This window comes from Nitriliruptor alkaliphilus DSM 45188 (assembly GCF_000969705.1).
In the GTDB taxonomy this organism is placed as follows: Bacteria; Actinomycetota; Nitriliruptoria; order Nitriliruptorales; family Nitriliruptoraceae; genus Nitriliruptor; species Nitriliruptor alkaliphilus.
Map to the genome: position 1 here is coordinate 2,225,862 of NZ_KQ033901.1, position 22,930 is coordinate 2,248,791.

Consider the following 22,930-nt stretch of genomic DNA (forward strand, 5'->3'; position numbering starts at 1 on the left):
CGCTGAGGCCTCGGACTTCAGCCCCACCGGCAACACGAGCCTCACCGTGCGCTGGCGCGCGTCAGCCCGCGAGCGCTCTATCCAAGTCGGCGAGCAGATCGTCGACGTCCTCGATGCCCACCGAGAGCCGAACGAGGTCGTCGGGGACCTCCAGCGGCGTGCCGGCGACCGAGGCGTGGGTCATGATCCCGGGTACCTCGATGAGACTCTCGACCCCACCGAGCGACTCGGCGAGGAAGAACAGCTCGGTGCCCTGGCAGACGCGGGCCGCGGTCTCGGCGCCGCCGGTGGGTCGGAAGGAGACCATCCCGCCGGCGCCGGTCATCTGCCGCTTCGCGAGATCGTGACCCGGGTCGGAGGGGAGGCCCGGGTAGTGGACCGCCTCGACGCGAGGGTCGGCCTCCAGCACCTCGGCGATCCGCATCGCGTTGACCACGTGACGGTCCATCCGGACCCCGAGCGTCTTGATCCCGCGCAGGGTCAGGAAGTTGTCGAACGGGCCGGGCACAGCGCCGACCGCGTTCTGCAGGAAGGCGAGGTCGCTGGCGGTCGCCGCATCCGTGCAGACCGCGCCGCCGACCACGTCGGAGTGGCCGCCGAGGTACTTGGTGGTCGAGTGGATGATGATGTCGGCGCCGAGCGCCGTCGGCTGCTGCAGGTACGGGGTCGCGAAGGTGTTGTCGGCCACCAGCCAGGCGCCACGTTCGTGGGCGAGCTGCGCGAGCGCCGCGAGATCGAGGATCTTCAGCAGCGGGTTCGAGGGGGTCTCGGCCCACAGGTACCGGGTGGTCGGCCGGAAGGCGGCGGCCACCGCATCGAGGTCGGTCATGTCGACGGGGGTCGACTCGATGCCGAAGCGCCTGTGCACCTGGTCGAGTTGACGCCAGGTCCCGCCGTAGACGTCGTTGGCGCACACGATGTGGTCGCCGGGCGTGAGCAGGCGGATGACGGCGTCCTCGGCGGCGAGGCCCGACGCGAAGCACACCGCGGCCTCGGTCCCCTCCAGCGAGGCGAGGCACTCCTGCAGCGCCGTGCGCGTCGGGTTGCCGGTCCGTGCGTACTCGTAGCCGAGGTGCTGCCCCACGGCCGGCTGGGCGAAGGTGGAGGTCTGGTAGATGGGCACGATCACCGCGCCGGTCCGCGGGTCGGGCTCCTGGCCGACGTGGATCGCACGCGTGCTGAAGCCCTGATCGGACCCTCGGGAGTCGGTCACGTGTGTCTCCTCAGCCGTGTGATGAGAGGTACGCGAGCACGTCCGCGCGACTGACCACCCCGACGAAGCGGTCGCCGTCGCGGGCCAGCAGGGCCGAGCCGCCCTTGGCGAGTTCCGCGGCGACGTGGCCGAGCGGGTCGTCCAGGGTGACCGTCGGTAGCGGGGGCTGCATCACCTCGCCGATGGCGCGCTGCATCACCCCCGGGTCGCGGAGGGCCGCGTCGAGCAGGGCGTTCTCGCGGATGGAGCCGAGCACGTCGTCGGTGCTCGCCCCGTCGTGGATGCCCTCGCGGAAGACCGGCATCTGGGACACGCCGTACTCCTTGAGCAGCGCGATGGCGGCCGCGACGGTCTCGTCGGGGTGCAGGTGCACGAGGGGTGGGACCTCGTCGGTGGACTTGGCCTCGAGGACGTCCCCCACGGTGCCCTTGCCAGCGGTCGGCTGGTTGAACCCGTGCTCGGCCATCCAGGTCTCGTCGTACATCTTGGTGAGGTACCCGCGGCCGGAGTCGGGTAGGAGCACCACGATGAGCGCGTCGTCGGGCTGGTCGGCAGCGAAGCGGTGCGCGGCCACGAGAGCCGTGCCGCACGAGCCGCCGACGAGGATGCCCTCCTCGCGGGTGCAGCGGCGCGCCATCTGGAAGGACTCGGCGTCCGAGACCCGCTCCCACCGGTCGACGATCGCCGGGTCGAAGGTCTCGGGCCAGAAGTCCTCACCGATGCCCTCGACGAGGTAGGGCCGGATGCTGTCGCCGGAGTACAGCGAGCCCTCCGGGTCCGCGCCGACGATCTGCACGTCGGGCTTGCGCTCCTTGAGGTAGCGGCCCACCCCGGTGACCGTGCCGCCCGTCCCGACGCCGGCCACGAAGGCGTCGATCCGTCCGTCGGTCTGACGCCACAGCTCGGGGCCGGTGGACAGGACGTGGGTCATCGGGTTGGCCTGGTTGAAGTACTGGTTCGGCTTGAACGCGTTGGGCTCGGACGCCAGCCGGTCCGAGACCGAGTAGTACGAGCGCGGGTCCTCGGGCTCGACCGCGGTCGGGCACACCACGACCTCGGCGCCGTAGGCCCGCATCAGCGACACCTTGTCGCTGCTGACCTTGTCGGGGACCACGAAGATGCACCGGTAGCCCTTGCGGGCCGCCACGATGGCGAGGCCCACCCCGGTGTTGCCGGAGGTGGGTTCGACGATGGTCCCGCCGGGCTTGAGGATGCCCGCGGCCTCGGCAGCCTCGACCATGGCGATGCCGATGCGGTCCTTGACGCTGCCGCCGGGGTTCAGCATCTCGAGCTTGGCCACGAGCGTCGGGCCGATGTCGCGCGAGAGACGGTCGAGCCGGACCAGCGGGGTGTCGCCCATGAGCGCGAGCAGGTCGGGCGCGATCTCCCGGCCCGCCGCGTCGAGGTGGCGACGTGGCGCCTCCAACGGATCGTGCTCGATACCGATCGCCTGGGTGTAGATCGAGCGGTCGGTCACATCGATGTGCGTCACGGCGGCGCGTCTCCCGGGAGGGGGCTCGGCAGGACCGTGAGCCTACGAGCCGCGCTGGGTCCGCGGCTCGTCCGCGCGCTGCCGGCTGTGACCGGAGGTGGTGTGTCCGGTGACGTCAGGCGGCGTTGCTGGGGCCTGCTGCCCGCCGAGGGTGGGTCAGTGGGCTCGTCCGTCGTGGCTGCCTGAGGTTGACCCCTCGTGGCCATGGAGCCCGGGCGGGAGGACGTCGATACCGATCGGGATGCCAGCCACCGACCTTGGGAGCCATCGATGCGATACGCCCGCCGCACCCGTTCGCTCGCCGCGCTCGCCGCGCTCGCGGTCCTCGTCCCTTCCGTCGGCGCGTCCGCAGCCGATACCGGCGACGTGACCGTCGAGTTGACCGTCGATGGTGCCTCCCCCGGTGGGCTGTCGATCGAGATCGCAGCCGGCACGGCCACGCTGAGCGGCGCCCCCGGGGGCCGGGTCGACGTCGCGTTGCCGGAGTCCACGATCCGACACACCACCGACGGCGGTTGGGCGGTGCAGGTCGCAGGCACCGCCCGCGTGCACGGCGACGCGCCGAGCGTGCAGGTCCCGTCCAGTGCCATGTACGCCTACCTGCCCTTCGTCGACCTCGACTCCACGATCGCCAACCTGTCGTCGCTCAGCGTGAACATGACGGTGACCGGTGGATCCTTCGGGGGGCCTGACGGGCTGCTCGCGGACGACGATCTGGGAGCGCCCTACAACCTCGTGACGGGCACCACGTCCCTGAACATCCTCGGGACCGCCCGCATGAGCTACACCCCGCAGCTCGGCGTCCGGCTGCTGGAGGCGCCGGCGGACCTGGTCGACGATCCTCGAGCCCAGGTCAGCATCATCGACGAGCTCGCTCCTGGCGCCACGATCGAGCGGCGTGTGCGGTTCAGCAACGGCGATCCGGACGAGGCGCTGCCGGTCCGGCTCTACGCCACGTCGGCCAGCGTCGTCGACGGTGACTTCCGCGTCGCCGAGGGCCGGGTCGAGGACGAGCTCACCGGGTGGATCACCATCTCCGCGGGTGAACTGGTCCTCGAACCGTGCTCCGGGACGGAGGTCACCGTGACCATCGCGGTCCCAGCTGATGCGGAGGCGGGCGAACGCTACGGCCTGGTCGCCGCGGAGCACCTGCCCGCCGTCCAGCCGGATGAGGTCGTCGTGGCGTCCCGGATCGGGGTCCGCACCTACCTGCACGTGGCGGGGGAGAGCCGGCTCGTCTCGAGCTGGACGTGGAGACGATCCGGCCGGGCCGTGATACGGCGGGTAACCCGACCGTCGACATCGTGATCGACAACCCGGGTGGCCGCGCCATCGACGTGACCGGTGAGATCGAGCTGACCGACGGTCCCGGCGGCCTGCGTGCCGGCCCCTTCCCGACGGGTGGCGCGGCGACGCTGGCGCCGGGCGATCGGGGGGAGGTCGGTATCACCCTCGACCCGTCGCTGCCCGACGGCCCCTGGCGCGCCGAGGTGACGCTGCGCTCGGGCCAGCTCGAGGAGCGGGCCGAGGCGGTCATCTCCTTCCCCGAGGCCGGTCAGGGTGAGGCGGTCCCGCTCCACCCGCTCCAGGACCGTGGGGTGCTGCTGCCGATCGCCGCCGGTCTGCTCGCCCTGGCGCTGCTCCTGTTGCTGCTCGCCTGGCGTCGACGTCGTGGGGACCCCGAGCGCACCGGCCGAACGGGCTCGCCGGCCGACGTGTTCGTCGGTAACGTCCAGGCAAGGCGACACCACCACGCGTGAAGGCGAAACCACCCCGCGTGACGGTGGTTTCGACGAATCGGGGGGCGACCGGTGGGAGCCGACCAGCCAGATCCGGTCGTGGCCGCCGTGCGCGGCCACGAGGTCCCGCCGGTCGACACGAGGCTCCGCTCGGTGTCCGCCTTCGCCGAGGAGGCCCAGGGGGCGGCGAGCCTCGGTGCGATGGCGGCTGCCGTCGGCGCCGCGGTCGTCGCGTACCTCACCGCGGAACGGTGGTGGAGCACGCCGCAGGACGCGCTCGTGGTGATCCCGGTCCTGTACGCGACGGCCGTGATCGGCGCCGCGATCTGCGCGTTCCTGCTGGCCGTACGCGCGCGGATCCTCGACGACCCGGTCACCCGGTGGACGTCGGCCGGGTTCGCGATGGCAGGCGCCGCCGCGCTCGCGCAGGGGGTGGTGCTCTTCCAGCCGGCCAACGCACCGCTCACCACCGACCCGTCGGCGCCCGCGGCCCTCTATCTGCTGTGGCACACCGCCCTCCCGACGTTCATCGTCGCGGCGTTGGTGGTGCCGCAGCGGACCGTCCTCCGGCGCGTGGCGATGGTCGGCACCCTCGTCGCCGTCGGTGCGGTCACCTGGCTCCCCGACCTGCCGCTCCCCGAGTTGGTCGACGGTGCAGGCGCTTTCACCCCCGCCTACCGCGGCGCCGCAGCCGCCCTGGGCGTGCTCACGGCAGCGGCCGCCACCGCGTGGCTACTGCGGTCTGGCCGGCGCCCCACCCGCGTCCAGGCGTGGATCGCGCTCGCCCTGGCGCTCAGCACCCTCGACGTGGTCCTCGCCGTCGGAGCGGATCGGTTCTTCGCCGCCATCTGGTGGTCGAGCGCCTCGGCCCGTGCTGCGGCCTTCGCCCTCCCCGCGGCCGGACTGCTCGCTGACGCGGGGCGTTCGTTGCGCCTGCTCCACCTGCACGAGCGCAGCCTGACCGACCGTCTCCAGACCGAGGTCGACCACGCCACGAGCAGCCTGCGGCTACCCGTGCCCGCGACCGATGCCGAGGCGCGTGTCCGCCGGGCGCTGCAGCCGGGTGCCATCCGGTGCCAGTACCAACCGATCTACTCGCTGTCCACGGGCCGGCTCACCGCCGTCGAGGCACTGGCGCGGTTCGCCGGGCCGCCGTCGCGTCCGCCCGACCGGTGGTTCGCCGAGGCACACGCGGTCGGCCTCGGGGTCGAGCTCGAACTGGCAGCCCTGACGGCGGCGCTCGAGGGCGCCTCGCGCCTGCCCGACGACGTGCCGGTGACGCTGAACGTCTCGCCCGGGGTGCTCGTCCGCCCGGAGATGATCGACCTGATCGCACACGAGGACCGTCTGGTGGTCGTCGAGGTCACCGAGCACGCGGCTGTCGAGGACTACCAGCTGCTGGGCGAGGCGATCGCATCGCTGCGCGAGCACGGGGCTCGACTCGCCATCGACGACGCCGGGGCGGGTTTCGCGAGCATGCGGCACATCGTGCGGCTCGTCCCCGACATCATCAAGCTGGACATGACCCTGACGCGCGACATCCACCTCGATCCGGTGCGCCGCTCGTTGGCGGCGAGCCTGGTCGGCTTCGCCGAGCAGATCGGTTCGCTGCTGGTCGCTGAGGGGGTCGAGCAGGCCGAGGAGCTGGCGACCTGGCAGGAGCTGGGCGCCCACGCCGCCCAGGGCTACCTGCTCGGTCGCCCGGCCGACCTGCCGGCCGCCCCGTTCTGCGAGCACGTCCCGGTGCAGGTCGACCTCGGAGCCGGCCCCCCGGAGCTGTAGGTCGGTTACACCTGCGGTCGAGGGAACGAGGACGCCCGTGGGACGTGCCGGAGCCCGGTCAGGTCCCGGCGCGTCCCGGACCACACGACGGAGGTGCCTCCGGTCGAGGCACCTCCGTGACGTGCGGGGTTCGCGTCAGACGCGCCGCAGCTCGTGGGTCCGGTCGTCGTGGCGCAGCGCCGCGACCAGTTCGTCCTTGTCCATCTCGGACCGACCGGCGAGGTCACGCTCCTGGGCGAGTTCCATCAGCTGCTCGTAGGTCAGCTGGTGGTAGCTGGTGGTGTCACCGTCCACCGGCTCGTGGGCCGGCTCGCGGCGCAGCTCGCGCGTCGCGTCGTCCTCGCGCAGCGCCGCTGCCAGCTCGTCGCGGGTCATGTCCGAGCGGCCGCGGAGGTCACGGTCCCGGGCGATCTCGTCGAGCTCCTCACGGGTGAGCGCCTCGTAGTCGCGGGCGTGCCGGGCGCGGCGCAGGCGCGGTGCCTCGTCCTCGACCTTGTCGATCGCCTTCTCCCACTGGCGGCGCATCGGGACGATCCCGCCGCCGCCGACCGCGACGATGGCGGAACCGACGATGACGGCGAGGATGGCGTAGAACAGGCCGGTGACGATCGCCGGTGCGATGCGCAGCTGGTCGAGCGCTGCGAAGACACCGATGAGCAGGATCGTCGCGGACGCCAGGTTGGCGAGCACACGCCCGTAGGACAGGCCCCCGATGCTCGCGGTGACGAGATCACGGACCACGGAGGCGATCGCCGCGGCGATGACGACGATCACGATGGCGACGAAGATGCGGGGCAGGAAGGCGATGACGCCGAACAGCAGCGCGCTGATCGGGTTCGGGCCGAAGAGACCGAACGCCAGCTGGAGCACGAACAGCATCAGGGCGTAGAAGACGACCTTCGCCAGGATGGTGCTCGCGTCGTAGCGGGTGGGCTCGAGTGCGCGTCCCACGCCCCCGCGTTCGACGGCACGGTCGAAGCCGACGCGTTCGAGCACGCGGTCGACGATCTTCGCGATGGCCTTGGCGACGAACCAGCCGACCACGAGGATGACCAGGAAGAGCACGATCGTCGGCAGGAGCGCGATGATCTGCGAGAGCACGTCCTGCAGGCTCTCGCCGACGTCAGCTTGTGCGAGCATGGGGGGACCTTTCCGGGGGGACGGGGCGTCCAGCGTGCAAGCACCGGGCGTGCCCCCGCCCCACCCGGAGGGCAGGGGTCGGACCGCTGCATCGCCGAACGATGGCAACGTCGGTGGCCGTTCGGTGAAAGAACGGCCGGACGGCCCTCGTCGAGCGGCCATCCGGACGGCCGCCGGCGTGCGCTGGCCACACGTCGGCGGCCCTTGAGGAACCTCGCCGCCACGGCCCCGTCGGGTCGGTGGCGCTACTCGCACCCGAACCCGTCGTCGTCGCGATCCAGATGGCTGCCGTAGCCGGGTCGCCGCGGAGCACGGGGCCGTACCGGTGACGGTCCACGCGGGACGGCACGGACGCGCTGCCCGACGCGGGCCCACCTGGGCGGGGATCGGATCTCGGTCGGGTACCCCCGGTAGGAATCGAACCTACGCTTCTGGCTCCGGAGGCCAGTGCTCTATCCACTGAGCTACGGGGGCGTGTTGCGGACGCCGGCGTGCGGCCCGGCGGCCGGCAACGGTACCAGCAGGTGGCCGGCGTCCCGAGTCGGGGACGGGTGTCGCACACCGGCTACGTTGCCGGCCGTGCACGGGGCAGCGCACGAGGGAGCGACCCGTGGTCCGTGTCCTGGCCGTCGACGACGACCCAGTCATCCTGCGGCTGTTGCAGCTCAACCTGGAGCTCGAGGGGCACGAGGTGCTGACGGCGGCCGACGGGCGCTCGGGCCTGGAAGCGATCCGTCGCGAGCACCCGGAGGTCGTGCTCCTCGACGTGATGATGCCGAACCTCGACGGGTTCCAGGTCTGCAACGAGATCCGCGCCGACCCGGACCCCCAGGTGGCGGCGACCCCGATCATCTTCCTGTCGGCCAAGGCGCAGGAGCTCGACATCACCACGGGGATGGCCGCGGGTGCGGACGCCTACGTCACCAAGCCGTTCGATCCGCTGGAGCTCGTGGAGCTCGTGGACCGCCTCGGCCGCGGCGGGTAGGGGACCTGCCGGCCGGGCCGTACGCTTCCCGGCCACGCCTCCCGCCCCTCGACGCCTCGGAGCCACCGTGGCCCGCCCCGACCTGCACGACCCCGTCCTGGCCGACCTGGCGGCCCGCATCCGTGCGGCGCTGGTCGCCGCTGGCCTGCCCGACACCGACCCTGCGCTCGAACGCCCCAAGCAGGCCGACCACGGCGACTGGGCGACGACCGTCGCGCTCCGGCTGGCCAAGCCCGCCAAGCTGCCGCCGCGCGACATCGCCCAGCAGCTGGTCGACCACCTCGAGCTGCCGGACGTCATCACCGAGGCGACCATCGCCGGTCCCGGCTTCGTGAACTTCCGCCTCGCGCACCGCTACCACGAGGAGCTCGTGCAGCGGATCCTGGCGGAGGGCCTCCGGTACGCCCGCACGGACCTGCCCGACGAGCAGCGCGAGGCCATCAACGTCGAGTTCGTCTCCGCCAACCCGACGGGGCCGCTGCACATCGGCGCGGGGCGCTGGGCCGCGACGGGTGACGCCATCGCCGAGCTGCTCGAGGCGTCCGGACACGCCGTCACGCGCGAGTACTACGTCAACGACGCGGGTGAGCAGATCCGTCGCTTCGGCGAGTCGGTGGTCCTGGCCGCCGAGGGACGCGAGTTGACCGAGGACCACTACCGGGGCGACTACATCGCGGACATCGCGGCGGACCTGCGCGCCGATCACGGCGACGCGCTGTTCACCTCCGCCGTGGCGGACGCGCCGACGCTCGACGGCGGGGCTGCCGAGCACGCCGGCGGTCCGGGTGGCGACCTCATCGAGGACGAGGGTGTGCCGGCACCTGGGGCTGTGGACCCCCAGGTCGCTGCACAGGTCGGGGTCCTGGCCGTCGAGTCCATGAGGCGACGCATCCAGGACCAGCTCCACGAGCTCGGTGTGGACTTCGACGTGTGGTTCTCGGAGCGGACGCTGCACGACTCGGGTGCGATCGAGCAGACCGTCGCCGAGCTGACCGCCAACGGTGAGACCTACGAGCAGGACGGCGCGGTGTTCCTGCGCACCGAGGCCCACGGTGACGACAAGGACCGGGTGCTGCTGCGCTCGGACGGTCGCCCGACCTACTTCGCCGCCGACTGCGCCTACATCCGGGACAAGTGGGCCCGCGTCACGGGCGGGGACGGCACTCCGGCGACCGGTGGCGGGGGGCGGTTGATCTACCTGCTCGGCGCCGACCACCACGGGTACGTGGCACGGCTGAAGGCCGTTGCGGCGTGCCTCGGCATCCCCGTCGACCGGGTCGAGGTGCCGATCGGGCAGCTGGTCAACCTGCTGCGCGACGGGGTCCCCGTGAAGATGTCGAAGCGTGCCGGTGAGCTGATCACCCTCGACGAGGTCGTCGACGAGGTCGGCGTCGACGTCACCCGGTACGCGTTCCTGCGCCAGAGCCTCGACTCCACCATCGACTTCGACCTCGCCGTCGTGACGCAGCAGTCGATGGAGAACCCCGTCTACTACGTCCAGTACGCCCACGCGCGGATCAGCTCGATCCTGCGCGCGGCTGACGAGCGCGGGTTCGATGCCGGTGAGGTGGCCGACGCCGATCTGTCGTTGCTCGACCACCCGGCCGAGCTCGAGCTGCTGACCGCCATGGCCCAGCTGCCGCTGGTCGTCGCCGAGGCAGCCGAACTCCGCGCCACCCAGCGGCTCGCCCGGTACGCCGAGGAGCTCGCCGGGACCTTCCACCGCTTCTACACCGAGTGCCGCATCCTCGCCCCCGACGAGGATCGCTCGGCCGAGGAGACCGCCCGCCTCGAGGCGCTCGGGCGGGCCCGCTACCACCTCGCCATCGCGGCCAAGCAGGTCCTCGCCGACGCGCTCGGCCTGCTGCGTGTCGCTGCTCCCGAACGGCTCTGATCATGCCCGGACCCTGGCCCCTGACCGCCGAACGTGACGAGGACGGCGTCCTCCACATCGGCGGCGCCGCCGTCACCGACCTCGCCCGCGACCACGGCACACCGCTGTGGGTCGTCGACGAGGCCGACCTGCGCGAGCGCTGCCGCCGCTACGTCACCGGGTTCCCCGGCGTCGACGTCGCCTACGCCTCCAAGGCGTGGTGCACGGTCGGCCTCCTCCAGCTCGTCGAGGACGAGGGGCTGCTGGTCGACGTGGCCTCCGAGGGCGAGCTGCACACGGCGCTGGTGGCGGGGGTCGACCCCGCCAAGCTGATCCACCACGGCAACAACAAGGGCGACGCCGAGCTCGACCTCGCGCTGAAGGTCGGCCTCGGCCGCATCGTGGTCGACTCGTTCGACGAGCTCGACCGGCTCGAGCGACTCGCGGCGGCGCGCGACATCGTGGCACAGGTGTGGCTGCGGATCACGCCCGGCATCGACGCGCACACCCACGAGTACGTGCGCACCGGCCACGACGACGCCAAGTTCGGGTTCACCCTGTCGCTCGGCCTGGCCGACGAAGCCGTGCTGGCCGCCCGCGACCTCGAACACATCGAGGTCGTCGGCATCCACGCGCACATCGGGTCGCAGATCTTCGGGACCGACCCGTTCATCGCCAACGCGGACGTGTGCCTCGACCTGCTCGCCCGCTGGCGCGACGAGCACGGGATCGTCCTGAGCGAGCTGAACCTCGGTGGCGGGATGGGGATCCGCTACACCCACGAGGACCACCCCGTGGAGGTCAAGCGTTACGGGAAGGCCGTGCTCGAAGCGGTCGAGGACGCGTGCGAACGGCTCGACTTCCCCCGCCCGCGGCTGATCGTCGAGCCGGGTCGTGCCATCGTCGGACCCTCGACGCTGACCCTCTACGAGATCGGCACGATCAAGCCGCTCCCCGGGCTGACCACGTGGGTCTCGGTCGACGGCGGGATGGGCGACAACATCCGTCCCGCGCTGTACGACGCGGTGCACGAGGTGACGTTGGCCAACCGCACCAGCGAGGCCGAGCCGCAGGCGGTCACCGTCGTCGGCAAGCACTGCGAATCCGGTGACCTGGTGCGCGAGCACGCCCCGCTGCCCGGTGACCTCGCCGTCGGTGACCTGTTGGCCGTCGCAGCGACCGGTGCCTACACCGCCTCGATGGCCTCCAACTACAACCTGCTGCCCCGCCCGGGAGCCGTCCTGGTCAAGGACGGTCAGGCCCGCGAGCTGGTGCGCCGCGAGACCCTCGAGGACCTCGTCCGCCGCGACGTGCCGATCCGATGACCGTGCGTGCTCCCTCGGGCCCTGAGGGCCCTCGGTCCGCGCCGCCGGTGACCCGATGAACCCAGCGGATACGGGGGCGGCTGCCGGCCCCGCCAGGACGCCGGTCGCCGAGGTCGTGGTCGACGAGGCGCTGGTGCGGGCCCTGCTGGCCGACCAGCACCCCGATCTCGTGTCGCAGCCGCTGCGACCCGCCGCCAGTGGCTGGGACAACGCGACCTACCGGCTCGGGGACGACGCCGCCGTCCGCCTCCCGCGACGCGGTGTCGCGGCTGAACTGGCGCGCAACGAGCAGGTGACGCTCCCGAGGATCGCCCCCGGGCTGCCGTTGCCCACGCCGACACCGCTGCGTACCGGGGTTCCCAGCGACCGCTTCCCGTGGCCCTGGAGCGTCGTGCCCTGGTTCGACGGCGAGGCGGCCGACCTCCAGCCTCCCGCCGACGACGAGGCCGCAGCGCTCGGCAGCTTCCTGCGCGCGCTGCACGTCCCGGCCCCGTCGACGGCGCCGGAGAACCGCTTCCGGGGCGTGCCGTTGGCGGAGCGCGAGCTCGGCTTCGACGCTCGGATCGCGCGGCTCGCTGCCGACGGGTGGGACGTCACGCCGCTGACGGCGGCCTGGCGTGCAGCGCGTGCAGCGCCGGTCGCGACCGATGCGCCGGCGTGGCTCCACGGCGACCTGCACCCGCGCAACCTCCTGGTCGACGGGGATCGCCTCGCGGCGGTGATCGACTGGGGCGACGTGACCTCCGGCGATCGCGCGACGGACCTCGCCGCGGTCTGGTTGCTGTGGGACGTCGCCGTCCACCCCGTGTTCGCGGACGCGTACGGGGACCGCGATCCAGCCCTGTGGGCGCGGGCTGCCGGCTGGGCCGCGCTGTTCACCGGGATCTTCCTCGAGGTCGGTGACGACGACGAACGGTTCCTCGCCATCGGCCGCCGTGCCCTGGATCGGCTGCGAACGACCGCCGCTGCCGGGGGGAGCTCGTGAGCGACGATCGGACGCGGACGGACCAGGCGGCCAACCCCAAGCTCCGCCGGCTCGACGAACGTCTGGGTCTGGCGGTCAGCCGCACCGGGCTGTCGCCGCGGACGCTGGTCACCTACGCCCGCGACCACGTCAGCGTCCGGACGCCGTCGCGTCCCGACTTCCGCGACGGCAACACCATCGACCTCGAGTCGCCACCTGCCCCCGGTGACCTCGAACCCTGGTCGGCACGCTTCACCGACACCGTCGGCAAGCTCGGCGTGCAGCACGTCCAGCTGCGCTGGGAGACCCCGCTCCCGGTCGACGCACCTGCTGAGGTGCCGGCCGCGGACCCGGACCTGGTCGAGGCCGCGGGTGTCCTCGGCCTCGATCTGCACCCCACCACCATCCTGCTGCTGGCGGAACCGGTCGCGCCGGTCGAGGCGCCCGCGGAGCTGGTGACGGTCGCGCCACCGTCCCTCGCCCCCGGCGCCCGGGGGATGGAGGTGAGCGCCGACGCGACGCCGGTGGAGGTCGAGCGGCGCTGGCACGCCGTCTCGGTGCTGGACCGCTACGCCTCGGGCGACAGCACCGATGACTGGCGGGCCAGCGACGAGGCGTTCACCGCCTGGGCGGTCGACATCTACCGCGAGCTGTCCGCCGCCGGTCGCGCGACCATCTGGCTGGCGCTCAGACACGGCGGGCCGGTCGCGCGCGCGGTCCTCCTCCACGACCGGCAGGGGCTGGCCACCGTCGAGGACGTGGTGGTCCACCCGGTGCACCGGCGGCTCGGCATCGCATCGGCGTTGACCCACCGGGCGGTCACAGCCCACCTCGCCGACCACCCCGGCAGCCGCATCGGCATCGGCGCCGAGCCTGCCGGTCCCGCCGACCACCTCTACCGGCGCCTCGGCTTCCGCCCCCACGCCACGGTCTGGACCGCCGTGCGTGCTCCCTCGATCGCCTGAGCGATCTCGGTCCGCGCCACCGGCGAGCTGGACCGCCGTGCGTGCTCCTTCGTCCACAGGTGACGCGATCCGCCGGTGACCCCGGCGCGGCCCAGGGCTAGCCTGACCCGCGGCCGACAGGTCCCGACGGGGGGAGTGGTCCGGTGCGTACGCGACGCGTGATCGTCTCGGTCGCGGTGCTCGCGGTGACAGCAACCGCGTGCACGGGCGACGACGATGGCGCGCTGGTGCTGGATGACGACGGGTCGGCTGCGCCGGTCGAGACCGAGCCGCCGGTCGAGGTGACCGACGATCCCGAACCGCCTCCGCCGGACGACGATGAGGAGCCGCTCTACCCACCCCTGCCGCCACTCGAACCAGACCCGGACTCCGACATCCCCGTGGAGCTGCAAGAGGCGGCGCTTGAGCTTCACGCGGGTACGTACGAGGTGACGCAGTTGGCCCTGCGCACGGGGGAGTTCGACGAGGCGGAACTCTCGGACCACCTTGCGGGCGACCTGTTGGATTCGTTCGTGGCCAGTCTCCGTAGCCGGAGCGAGGGGCACGTCTCGCTGAGCCCGGATACACAGGTCCGGTGGGTCCGGGTGGTGGAGGCCGGGACGGGACCGATCGTCATCCAGGAGTGTCGGGTGATCGGCCCCGAGACCGGGCTCTACAGCGCTGATGGGGAGCGGCTGAGCGACGCGAGGGAGGAACCCGAGGCGTTCATCTTCCAGACGACCTACACGCTCCTCGAGGTTGGTGAGGATGAGTTCGACTACCGGGCAGTAGAGGCTGGCTCGGCTGAGGACACCGAGCTGTGCCGTGTATAGGGCGGCCGCCACCCTCGCCTTGACTGTTGGCATGCTGATCGCTGTCATCGGTGGTCAGGCCCATGCCGATGAGCCCGAGAAGGGGTTCGACAACGCCGGCGCTGCGTCAGGCGAGGCGAGCGTCGATCTCTGGGCTCAGGACGAGAACGAGCGCGAGGGATCGCGAGAGACAGACACCGCGCCCGTCGTGGGGACGGCCTCGATGTGCCATGTTGAGGGTGTCAGCGACGGTTTCGATCGGTCGACCGTCCTGGCTGATGACTCGCTCGTGCACCGGGCCGCGCACTTCTTCTACTGGGTGTGTGACGATGTGCGGCAGTTGCGTTGGTACGTGCCGGGGGTGACGGACCCTGCTGGGGACCTGGTGGTAGGTCCTCTGATCGAGGAGGCGTTCGATCGGTTGGAGCCGCCGGTGCCGGGGTTGGTGACTGCGCCGCCGTTGGGGTCGGAGGTGTTGACGGGGTTCCCGATGTACTTGGCGGTGGATGAGGGGGCGTTCGAGGGGTTGTCGGGGTCGGTGTCGGCGGGGCAGTTCACGGTGACGGCGTGGGTGGTGCCGGTGTCGAGCCGGTTCGTGCCGGGGGATGGGTCCGAGCCGCGGGTGTGTGAGGGGCGGGGGAGTGTGTGGTCGGCGGGTGCGGCCGTCGGCGTGGGATGCACGCACACGTTCACGCACACGCCGGTGCATCTGAACGGTGAGGGTGAGGTGTTCGAGGTGTCGGCGCGGGTGGTGTACGAGGCGTGGTACACCGTGGAGGGTCCGGTGTTGGCGGGGGAGTTCGAGTTGGGCAGTTTCGAGGGGCCGGAGGTGGTGGTGGAGGTGCCGGTGATCGAGCGTCGTGCGGTGCGGACCACCGCCGGAAGCTGATCGGAACGGACGAGGTGACCTACCGGGAGCACGACCCCACCGGCCCCTGGCGGCGCGAGATCGCCTGCGCCTGGACCGCGACCACCGGTCCGGCGCCCGCCGATCCGATGGCCGTCGTCCCCGACGGGTGCGCCGACGTGCTGTGGTCCTCGACCCGAGGCACCGTCATCGTCGGCCCCATGACGCGACCGTCCGTCCCGGACTTCCCAGCTGGCACCGAGCACGTCGCCCTGCGGCTGCGGCCCGGCCGCACCGAACGGGTCCTCGGCGTCCCCGCATCGGCCCTGATCGACCTGAACGTCCCGGTCGCGGACGTCGTCGGCGACGCAGGCCGCCGGCTCGACGAGCGCCTCGCCGCCGCTGAGGGCACCCACGGACGCCTCGCCGCCCTCACCCAGCTCCCGGGCCTCGCGCCGGCAGTCGAACTCGACCGCGCGGCACTGGCCGCTCTCGCCTGGCTCGTCGGCGGTCCGACGCGCCACGTGGCCGACGCCGCCGACCGGGTCGGCCTGTCCGCACGTCAGCTCCAACGCCGTGTCGTCACGGCGATCGGCTACGGCCCGAAGCGCTTCCAGCGTGTCGTCCGCGTGCAACGTGTGCTGGCCGCCGGTCCCGCGCGTCTCGGCGACCTGGCCCAGCTCGCCGCCGACCTCGGCTTCACCGACCAGGCCCACCTCACGCGCGAGGTGGGCCAGCTCACCGGACGGCCGCCGACCGGCGCGCTCACCAGGGGCCGCGCCACGCTCGTGTCCGGAACGTCCAAGCGCCCCGAGGTCGTGGTCGGGCAGGCTGCTCGGGCCCCCGGCGCCGCACCCCGCGCCGCTTGAGCGACCAGGAGCTTTCCCGTGCCACCACGTCTCGACATGATCGGGCTCGTCGTCGAGGACCTCGCCGCCTCGCTCGCCTTCTACCGCCGGCTCGGGCTCGACCTGCCCGCCGACGCCGATGACGAACCCCACGTCGAAGCCACCCTCCCCGGTGGGCTGCGCATCGCCTTCGATCCCGTCTCGACCATCACCAGCTTCGACCCGAGCTGGCGGGCCCCGACCGGCTCGCCACGCGTCGCGCTCGCCTTCCTCGTCGACACCCCCGCCGAGGTCGACACGCTGCACGGCGAGCTGGTCGCCGAGGGCGCCTCGTCCCACCTCGCCCCGTTCGACGCACCCTGGGGGCAGCGGTACGCGACCCTGCACGACCCGGACGGCAACGCCGTCGACCTGTTCGCGCCGCTGCCCGATCGGTGACCCGCTGAGGGCCAGGGCTGACACGCACCGGAGGGCTCGGGCGGGCCGCGGGAGAGGTGAGGGGTAGGCTCCGGCGCCTCCCCGTCCCGCCCGCCCGAGGTCACCCGTGGACCGCGTCATCCGCATCGGCCTGCTCGGCTGCGGCACCGTCGGTGCCGGCGTCGTCACCATCCTCGACCGCGGGGCCGACGACGTGACGGCCCGGACCGGTGCCCGGCTGCAGATCACCCGTGTCGCCGTCCGCGACGCGACCAAGGTCCGTGACCTCCCGCTGCCGCAGGAGATCTACACCGAGGACGCGATGGCCGTCGTCGAAGCCGACGACGTCGACCTCATCATCGAGGTCATGGGCGGCCGCGACCTCGCCGCGACCCTCATGCGCCGCGCCCTCGAGCTCGGCAAGCCCGTGGTGACCGCCAACAAGGAGCTCATCGCCCACGAGGGCCCCGAGCTCGCCGAGCTGGCCCGCACCGCGGGGGTCGACCTCGCCTTCGAGGCAGCTGTCGCGGGCGCCATCCCCATCATCAAGCCGCTCAAGGAATCGCTCGCCGGCGACCGCATCACCCGCGTGGTCGGCATCCTGAACGGCACCACCAACTACATCCTGACGCGCATGACCGAGGAGGGGGCGGCCTACACCGACGTCCTCGCCGAGGCGCAGGCCCTCGGGTACGCCGAGGCCGACCCCACCGCCGACGTCGGCGGTCACGACGCCGCCGCCAAGGCCGCGATCATCGCCTCGCTCGCGTTCGACACCACCGTCCACGCGGCGGACGTCTTCCGCGAGGGCATCGAGTCCGTCAGCGCGACCGACATCGAGGTCGCCGACCGGCTCGGGTACGTGATCAAGCTGCTCGGCATCGCCTCGGAGGTCGACGACCGCGTCGCGGTCCGCGTGCACCCGACGTTCCTGCCCAAGGAACACCCCCTCGCCGGGGTCCGCGAGTCGTTCAACGCGATCTACGTCGAGGCCGAAGCCGCCGGCGAGCTGATGTTCTACGGCCGCGGCGCCGGCTCGCTGCCGACCGGATCCGCGGTCGTCGGCGACGTGATCGACGTCGCGCGCAACCTCATGCAGACCGCCCGGGGGCCCATCGCCTCCGACCACCGCGCCAAGCCGCTGCGGCCCATCGAGGACCTGCAGACCCAGTACTACGTGCTGCTCGCCGTGGCGGACGAACCCGGCGTCCTCGCCGAGGTGGCCAGGACCTTCGGTGACCACGACGTGTCGATCGCGCAGGTCTGGCAGGAGGGCTCGGGGGACACCGCCCAGCTGGTCCTCATCACCCACCGATCGCGCGAAGGCGACCTGCGCGCCTGTGTCGAGTCCCTCGAGGCCTCGTCGTGCGTCCGCAAGGTCACCAGCGTCCTGCGCGTCGAGTCGGAGGTGTGGTCGTGAGCGTCGACCCGGAGCGCCGCGGCGCCCACGTGTGGCGGGGCCTCATCCACGAGTACCGCGACCGCATGCCGGTCACCGACGACACGCCCGTGGTCACCCTCCGCGAGGGCGGGACCCCGCTGATCGTCTCCGAGGTCCTGTCCGAGCTGACCGGCTGCGAGGTCCACCTCAAGTACGACGGGGTCAACCCCACCGGATCCTTCAAGGACCGCGGGATGACCGTCGCCATCTCGAAGGCGAAGGAGGCCGGATCGGAGGCGGTCATCTGCGCCTCGACGGGGAACACCTCCGCGTCGGCCGCCGCGTACGCCGCCAAGGCCGGTATGACCTGCGGTGTCATCGTGCCGAAGGGCAAGATCGCGCTCGGCAAGCTCGCCCAGGCGCTGGTCCACGGCGCCAAGGTGCTGCAGATCGACGGCAACTTCGATCAGGCGCTGGTCATGTGCCGCGAGCTGGCCGAGCGGTACCCGGTCAGCCTCGTGAACTCGGTCAACCCCTACCGCATCGACGGGCAGCGCACCGGCGCGTGGGAGGTCTGCGACCAGCTCGGTCGCGCCCCCGACGTGCACGTGATGCCGGTCGGCAACGCCGGCAACATCACCGCCTACTGGCGCGGCTACCGCGAGTACCTCGCCGACGGGGTCACCGGTGACCTGCCGGTGATGCGCGGTTACCAGGCAGCCGGCGCCGCACCGCTGGTCATGGGCCACCCGGTCGAGAAGCCGCAGACCATCGCGACCGCGATCCGGATCGGGAACCCGGCGTCCTGGGACCAGGCCATGGAGGCCGTCGCGGGGTCGAACGGCTCGATCCGATCGGTCACCGACCGCGAGATCATCGCCGCCTACCGCCAGCTCGCACGTCAGGGTGTCTTCGTCGAGATGGCCTCCGCCGCGTCGGTCGCCGGCCTCCTCCAGCTGCACGCTGCTGGGGAGCTCGAGCCCGGTCAGACCGTCGTGTGCGTCCTGACCGGGCACGGGCTGAAGGACCCCGAGTGGGCCATCAGCGGGGCCGGGGCCCCCGTGACGGTGCCGGCCGAACCTGAGGCGGCCGCCCGTGCGCTCGGGTTGATCGAGGGGTCCGCGTGACCCAGGTCCGTCACCACGCGGTCGCCGTCCCTGCGACGACGGCCAACCTCGGGCCGGGTTTCGACGCGTTCGGTCTCGCGCTGGCCGAACCAGCCACCGGTGGTACGGGCGTCGCCCGGCTCGTGGTGCGCTCGCTCCCACGCGGCGCCCAGGCCGAACGCGTCCTCACCCTCGGCGAGGGTGCCGGCGAGGTCGCGACCGACGACGACAACCTGGTGTGGCGGTCGCTGGTCCGCTTCTGCGACCACTACGACGTCCCGGTGCCGGACGTCGCGTTGCAGGCGGACAACCGCATCCCGCTGGAACGCGGTCTCGGATCCTCCTCGGGTGCGATCGTGGCGGGCCTCGTCCTCGGTCGCGCGCTGACCGACGTCGTCCTCGGGGACCGTGAACTCCTCGGGCTCGCGACGACCATCGAGGGGCACCCCGACAACGTCGGTCCTGCGCTGCTCGGTGGTCTGGTCGCCTGCGCCGACGGTGACGACGGCGACCTCGTGGTCCGTCGGGTCAACCCGGCGCCCGCGTTGCGTCCGGTGGTGCTCGTGCCGGCGACCCGACAGGCGACCACCTCGGCCCGCGCCGTCCTGCCCGAGCAGCTGTCGCGGGCCGACGTGGCCGTGCAGGCGGCCCGGGCCGGTCACGTGCTGACCGCCCTGACCGGTGTGTGGCCGGCGGCGGTCGGGCTCGCCGGCGACCGTCTGCACGAACCGGCCCGGTTCGCCGCGATGCCCGCGACCGGCGCGGTGGTCGACGAGCTCCGCCGCGCGGGCATCCACGCGTGGCTGTCGGGTGCCGGACCCTCCGTCGCCGCCGTCGTGACCGGTGCCCCGGGCGCCACGTCGGGGGTGCTGGCCGGCGTCGCCGAGCGCCACGGCTTCGTGGTGCACCACCTCGCCATGGACCTGGCCGGCGCCGTGGTCTGCCCAGAGGACGGGTGCGGTCTGTCAGGCGCAGGGAACTGCGTGCAGTGCCCACGACGGCGAGTATGATGCCGCCGTACCGCGTCGTTGCGACGCGGGGACTCCCCACCCGGTCCACCTGCTGCTGACCCCTGCGGACCTGCGGCACCGGTCGTCGGGACCCTCCGGGCCTCCACCGATCAGCCGGGTGTCGCCCTCGCGCCGACGGTGCGTGATCCGCCTCGCCGCCCCACCTCCCCGCACACCTTCTGCGGACCCACGCCTCTGGCTGCCCGCCACATCGGAGCCCCACGTGAAGCTGTTCCTCGACACCGCGAACCTGGCCGAGATCACCGAGATCAACGGGTGGGGGGTGCTCGACGGGGTCACGACGAACCCGACCCTCGCCGGCAAGGAGAAGCGCGCCTTCGCCGACATCATCCGCGAGATCTGCGACGAGGTCGGTGGCGACGTCAGTGCCGAGGTCGTGGCGACCGACACCGACGGGATGCTGCGCGAGGCGACCGAGCTCGCCGCCATCGCCGACAACGTCGTCATCAAGCTGCCCCTGACGCCCGCCGGGCTCAGCGCGTGCCGCCAGCTCACCGACCGCGGGGTCAAGACCAACGTCACGCTGTGCTTCTCGGCGCCCCAGGCGATCCTGGCCGCGCAGGCCGGTGCGACCTACGTCTCGCCCTTCGCGGGGAGGCTGGACGACATCGCCAACGACGGCATCGCGCTGATCGCCGAGATCGCCGACATCTTCCGCATCCAGGGCTACCGGACCGAGGTGCTGGCCGCGTCGCTGCGCTCGCCGCAGCACGTCGCCCAGGCCGCTGCGGTCGGCGCGAACGTGGCGACCCTGCCGGCGAAGGTGTTCCACCAGATGGTCAAGCACCCCCTGACCGACGCTGGTCTCGAGCGCTTCCTCGCCGACTGGGAGGTCTACCAGGCCTCGCTCGAGGCCTGAGCGTCACCTGACCCACGGCGCGTCTCCGCGCCGCGTACGTCGACACCTCGAGCCGGCTGCGATGCCGACGATCGGGAGATCCAGATGGACCGCACGTTGCTGGAGCGCAAGGCGCTCGCCGAGCTCCGCCAGATCGCCGGAGCGCTCGAGCTCCGCGGCTACCAGCGGATGAAGAAGGCCGACCTCGTCGACCTGATCATCGGCGCTGGCGGTGGCGGGAACGGTGAGCCGAGCGGCGACGGCGACGACACGGCAGCCTCCGACACGGCGGCGTCCGACACGGCGGCGTCCGACGCGGCCACGTCCGACGCGGCGACGTCCAGCGCAGCGGCGATCTCCGAGCCGAGCGGCGACGGTGCGGGGGACGAAGGTGGCTCGACCGCGGCCGCGCTCGTCGCGCGTCGGCGCGGCGGCCCGACCGGTGGTGCTCGCGACCGCGGTGGACGCGGTGGACGCGGCGGCGAGGACCGCGACGACCGCGACGACCGTGGCCGCGACGGACGCGATCGCGACGACCGGCCTCGTGCCGAGTATGACCGCGCCAGGTCGGGGCGCGACCAGGACCAGCCGAGCGGTGGACGCGGCCCCGATCGCGAGCAGCCGCGTGCAGACCGCGACCAGGAACGCGGCGACCGTCCGAGCGGGAGCGACCGCGACGACCGTGGCGAGGACGACGACGGCGACGACTCCGACGGCGCCCGCAACCGCGCCAAGCGCGAGCGCCGGCGCAAGAACCGTGGCCAGGGCGCGGGCCAGCCCGGCGGTCAGCACGAGAACCTCGACGAGGCCGAGGTCCGCGAGGGCATCCTGGACCTGCTCCCCGAGGGGTACGGCTTCCTCCGCGTGACCAGCTACCTCTCCGGTCCGAAGGACGTCTACGTCTCGCAGTCGTTCGTGCGCCGCTACGACCTGCGCCGGGGTGACCGCGTGGCCGGACCGATCCGGCGCAACCGGAACAACGACAAGTTCCCCGCGCTCGGCCGGGTCGACAGCATCGAGGGTGAGGCCGTCGCCGAGCTCGAGGGCCGCGCCAAGCGCGCCGAGTTCAAGGACCTCACCCCCCTGTTCCCGACCGAGCGGCTGCGCCTCGCCGGTGGCGAGAACGCCACGATGGCGATGCGCCTCGTCGACATGCTGGCACCGATCGGCAAGGGGCAGCGCGGCCTGATCGTCTCGCCTCCGAAGGCCGGCAAGACCACGATCCTCAAGCAGCTCGCGGCCGCGATCGAGGCCTCGGACCCCGACCTCGAGCTGATGGTCGTCCTCGTCGACGAGCGTCCCGAGGAGGTCACCGACTTCCAGCGCTCCACCGACGGCGAGGTCATCTCCTCGACCTTCGACCGGCCCGCCGAGGACCACACCCAGGTCGCCGAGCTGACCATCGAGCGGGCCAAGCGTCTCGCCGAGCGCGGCAAGGACGTGGTCATCCTCCTCGACTCGATCACGCGGCTCGGCCGGGCCTACAACCAGACCGCGCCGACCTCGGGCCGGATCATGTCCGGTGGCATGGACTCGGCCGCTCTCTACCCGCCGAAGCGGTTCTTCGGGGCGGCCCGCAACATCGAGGAGGGCGGATCGCTGACCATCATCGCGACCGCGCTGATCGAGACCGGCTCGAAGATGGACGAGGTGATCTTCGAGGAGTTCAAGGGCACGGGCAACATGGAGCTGCGCCTCGACCGCCGCATGGAGCAGAAGCGCATCTTCCCGGCGATCGACATCCAGGCCTCCGGCACGCGCCGCGAGGAGCTGCTGCTGCCCCAGGAGCAGATCGACACCATCTGGAAGCTGCGTCGCCTCCTGGCCACGATGGACACCGAGGCGTCCCTGCACCTGCTGATCGACAAGCTCAAGGCCGCCAAGACCAACGAGCAGTTCCTCCAGCTGATCAGCAAGTCCAACCTCCAGTGACCCGCCCCGTCCCACGCGGGCACCGACCCGGTGGGCGTGGTTGACGCCTCGGTCACCCCGAGAGAATGCGCGTATCCGCGTGTTCTCTCGGTCGTCGCCGAGCCGCGGGCGTCGGCCGGCTCCGTGAACGCGCGTATCCGCGGGTTCGCTAGGGGTAGCTGGGGCCGGGGGCTGGCCCCGGCTCCGTGAACGCGCGTATCCGCGGGTTCCTGGTGGCACGAGCGAGGCCCCCGCCATCGGCGGAGGCCTCGTCGGTGTGCG

20 protein-coding genes, 1 tRNA gene and 1 pseudogene are annotated in these 22,930 nt (G+C 72.3%); 17 read left to right on the top strand and 5 right to left on the bottom strand.

The window, feature by feature from the left end; genetic code table 11:
* Positions 1 to 61 precede the first annotated feature (61 nt).
* Positions 62 to 1,213 carry a cystathionine gamma-synthase gene (locus NITAL_RS10435; RefSeq protein WP_052666181.1) on the bottom strand — a complete coding sequence of 384 codons (1,152 nt, stop codon included), beginning with the start codon at positions 1,211 to 1,213 and terminating at the stop codon, positions 62 to 64.
* Positions 1,214 to 1,223: 10 nt separating this feature from the next.
* A complete protein-coding gene (locus NITAL_RS10440) occupies positions 1,224 to 2,597 on the bottom strand; it encodes a cystathionine beta-synthase (protein ID WP_342674223.1) in 1,374 nt (457 codons plus the stop codon).
* 378 nt (positions 2,598 to 2,975) lie between these two features.
* Between NITAL_RS10440 and NITAL_RS10445 the strand changes: the two genes are divergently transcribed.
* The 3 genes from NITAL_RS10445 (at position 2,976) to NITAL_RS10455 (ending at position 6,226) form a co-directional block, all read left to right on the top strand.
* On the top strand, positions 2,976 to 4,013 hold the full coding sequence (locus NITAL_RS10445) for a hypothetical protein (RefSeq protein WP_157041751.1): 1,038 nt from the start codon (positions 2,976 to 2,978) through the stop codon (positions 4,011 to 4,013).
* The gene (locus NITAL_RS10450) at positions 4,010 to 4,465 is read left to right on the top strand and encodes a hypothetical protein (RefSeq protein WP_052666183.1); all 456 of its coding nucleotides are present in this window, start codon (positions 4,010 to 4,012) and stop codon (positions 4,463 to 4,465) included. The genes NITAL_RS10445 and NITAL_RS10450 overlap by 4 nt, the downstream gene beginning before the upstream one ends.
* A 132-nt stretch (positions 4,466 to 4,597) precedes the next feature.
* Positions 4,598 to 6,226 carry an EAL domain-containing protein gene (locus NITAL_RS10455; protein ID WP_157041752.1) on the top strand — a complete coding sequence of 543 codons (1,629 nt, stop codon included), beginning with the start codon at positions 4,598 to 4,600 and terminating at the stop codon, positions 6,224 to 6,226.
* A 135-nt stretch (positions 6,227 to 6,361) separates the two neighbouring features.
* On the opposite strand, the gene NITAL_RS10460 is transcribed toward NITAL_RS10455, so the two are convergent.
* From NITAL_RS10460 to NITAL_RS10465, 3 genes are all read right to left on the bottom strand, one after another.
* Positions 6,362 to 7,366 carry a mechanosensitive ion channel family protein gene (locus NITAL_RS10460; RefSeq protein ID WP_052666185.1) on the bottom strand — a complete coding sequence of 335 codons (1,005 nt, stop codon included), beginning with the start codon at positions 7,364 to 7,366 and terminating at the stop codon, positions 6,362 to 6,364.
* 245 nt (positions 7,367 to 7,611) lie between these two features.
* Positions 7,612 to 7,758: an excalibur calcium-binding domain-containing protein gene (locus tag NITAL_RS29585; RefSeq protein WP_083442141.1), complete on the bottom strand. Its 147-nt coding sequence runs from the start codon at positions 7,756 to 7,758 to the stop codon at positions 7,612 to 7,614.
* A gap of 10 nt (positions 7,759 to 7,768) precedes the next feature.
* Positions 7,769 to 7,840: transfer RNA gene (locus NITAL_RS10465), tRNA-Arg, on the bottom strand.
* A gap of 136 nt (positions 7,841 to 7,976) precedes the next feature.
* Here NITAL_RS10465 and NITAL_RS10470 point away from each other — a divergent pair.
* From NITAL_RS10470 to rho, 14 genes and pseudogenes are all read left to right on the top strand, one after another.
* Complete coding sequence (locus NITAL_RS10470; protein WP_052666186.1) at positions 7,977 to 8,351, top strand: response regulator transcription factor; 375 nt, start codon at positions 7,977 to 7,979, stop codon at positions 8,349 to 8,351.
* 67 nt (positions 8,352 to 8,418) lie between these two features.
* Positions 8,419 to 10,182: pseudogene (locus NITAL_RS10475) on the top strand (arginine--tRNA ligase); the annotation flags it as partial.
* Positions 10,089 to 11,549 (top strand): diaminopimelate decarboxylase, encoded by a 1,461-nt coding sequence (gene lysA, locus NITAL_RS10480; RefSeq protein ID WP_425413682.1) that lies wholly within the window; start codon positions 10,089 to 10,091, stop codon positions 11,547 to 11,549. The pseudogene NITAL_RS10475 and the gene lysA, both read left to right, overlap by 94 nt.
* Before the next feature lie 55 nt (positions 11,550 to 11,604).
* Positions 11,605 to 12,534 (top strand): phosphotransferase, encoded by a 930-nt coding sequence (locus NITAL_RS10485; protein ID WP_052666189.1) that lies wholly within the window; start codon positions 11,605 to 11,607, stop codon positions 12,532 to 12,534.
* Positions 12,531 to 13,478: a GNAT family N-acetyltransferase gene (locus NITAL_RS10490; protein WP_052666190.1), complete on the top strand. Its 948-nt coding sequence runs from the start codon at positions 12,531 to 12,533 to the stop codon at positions 13,476 to 13,478. The genes NITAL_RS10485 and NITAL_RS10490 overlap by 4 nt, the downstream gene beginning before the upstream one ends.
* 158 nt (positions 13,479 to 13,636) lie before the next feature.
* Positions 13,637 to 14,290: a hypothetical protein gene (locus tag NITAL_RS10495; protein ID WP_052666191.1), complete on the top strand. Its 654-nt coding sequence runs from the start codon at positions 13,637 to 13,639 to the stop codon at positions 14,288 to 14,290.
* A gap of 412 nt (positions 14,291 to 14,702) precedes the next feature.
* Positions 14,703 to 15,158, top strand: a complete 456-nt coding sequence (locus NITAL_RS27210) for a hypothetical protein (RefSeq protein ID WP_169786812.1) — start codon at positions 14,703 to 14,705, stop codon at positions 15,156 to 15,158.
* Positions 15,159 to 15,172: 14 nt separating this feature from the next.
* On the top strand, positions 15,173 to 15,985 hold the full coding sequence (locus tag NITAL_RS10505) for a helix-turn-helix domain-containing protein (protein WP_052666193.1): 813 nt from the start codon (positions 15,173 to 15,175) through the stop codon (positions 15,983 to 15,985).
* 18 nt (positions 15,986 to 16,003) lie between these two features.
* A complete protein-coding gene (locus NITAL_RS10510) occupies positions 16,004 to 16,402 on the top strand; it encodes a VOC family protein (RefSeq protein WP_052666194.1) in 399 nt (132 codons plus the stop codon).
* 106 nt (positions 16,403 to 16,508) lie between these two features.
* The gene (locus NITAL_RS10515; protein ID WP_052666195.1) at positions 16,509 to 17,801 is read left to right on the top strand and encodes a homoserine dehydrogenase; all 1,293 of its coding nucleotides are present in this window, start codon (positions 16,509 to 16,511) and stop codon (positions 17,799 to 17,801) included.
* The gene (gene thrC / locus NITAL_RS10520) at positions 17,798 to 18,889 is read left to right on the top strand and encodes a threonine synthase (RefSeq protein WP_083442144.1); all 1,092 of its coding nucleotides are present in this window, start codon (positions 17,798 to 17,800) and stop codon (positions 18,887 to 18,889) included. Before NITAL_RS10515 ends, thrC begins: the two co-directional genes overlap by 4 nt.
* Positions 18,886 to 19,878 (top strand): homoserine kinase, encoded by a 993-nt coding sequence (gene thrB, locus NITAL_RS10525; RefSeq protein ID WP_052666196.1) that lies wholly within the window; start codon positions 18,886 to 18,888, stop codon positions 19,876 to 19,878. Before thrC ends, thrB begins: the two co-directional genes overlap by 4 nt.
* A 223-nt stretch (positions 19,879 to 20,101) precedes the next feature.
* The gene (gene fsa / locus NITAL_RS10530) at positions 20,102 to 20,758 is read left to right on the top strand and encodes a fructose-6-phosphate aldolase (protein ID WP_052666197.1); all 657 of its coding nucleotides are present in this window, start codon (positions 20,102 to 20,104) and stop codon (positions 20,756 to 20,758) included.
* An 84-nt stretch (positions 20,759 to 20,842) separates the two neighbouring features.
* Entirely contained in the window at positions 20,843 to 22,669 is a 1,827-nt protein-coding gene (gene rho / locus NITAL_RS10535) for a transcription termination factor Rho (RefSeq protein ID WP_052666198.1), read from the top strand.
* Positions 22,670 to 22,930: the final 261 nt, after the last annotated feature.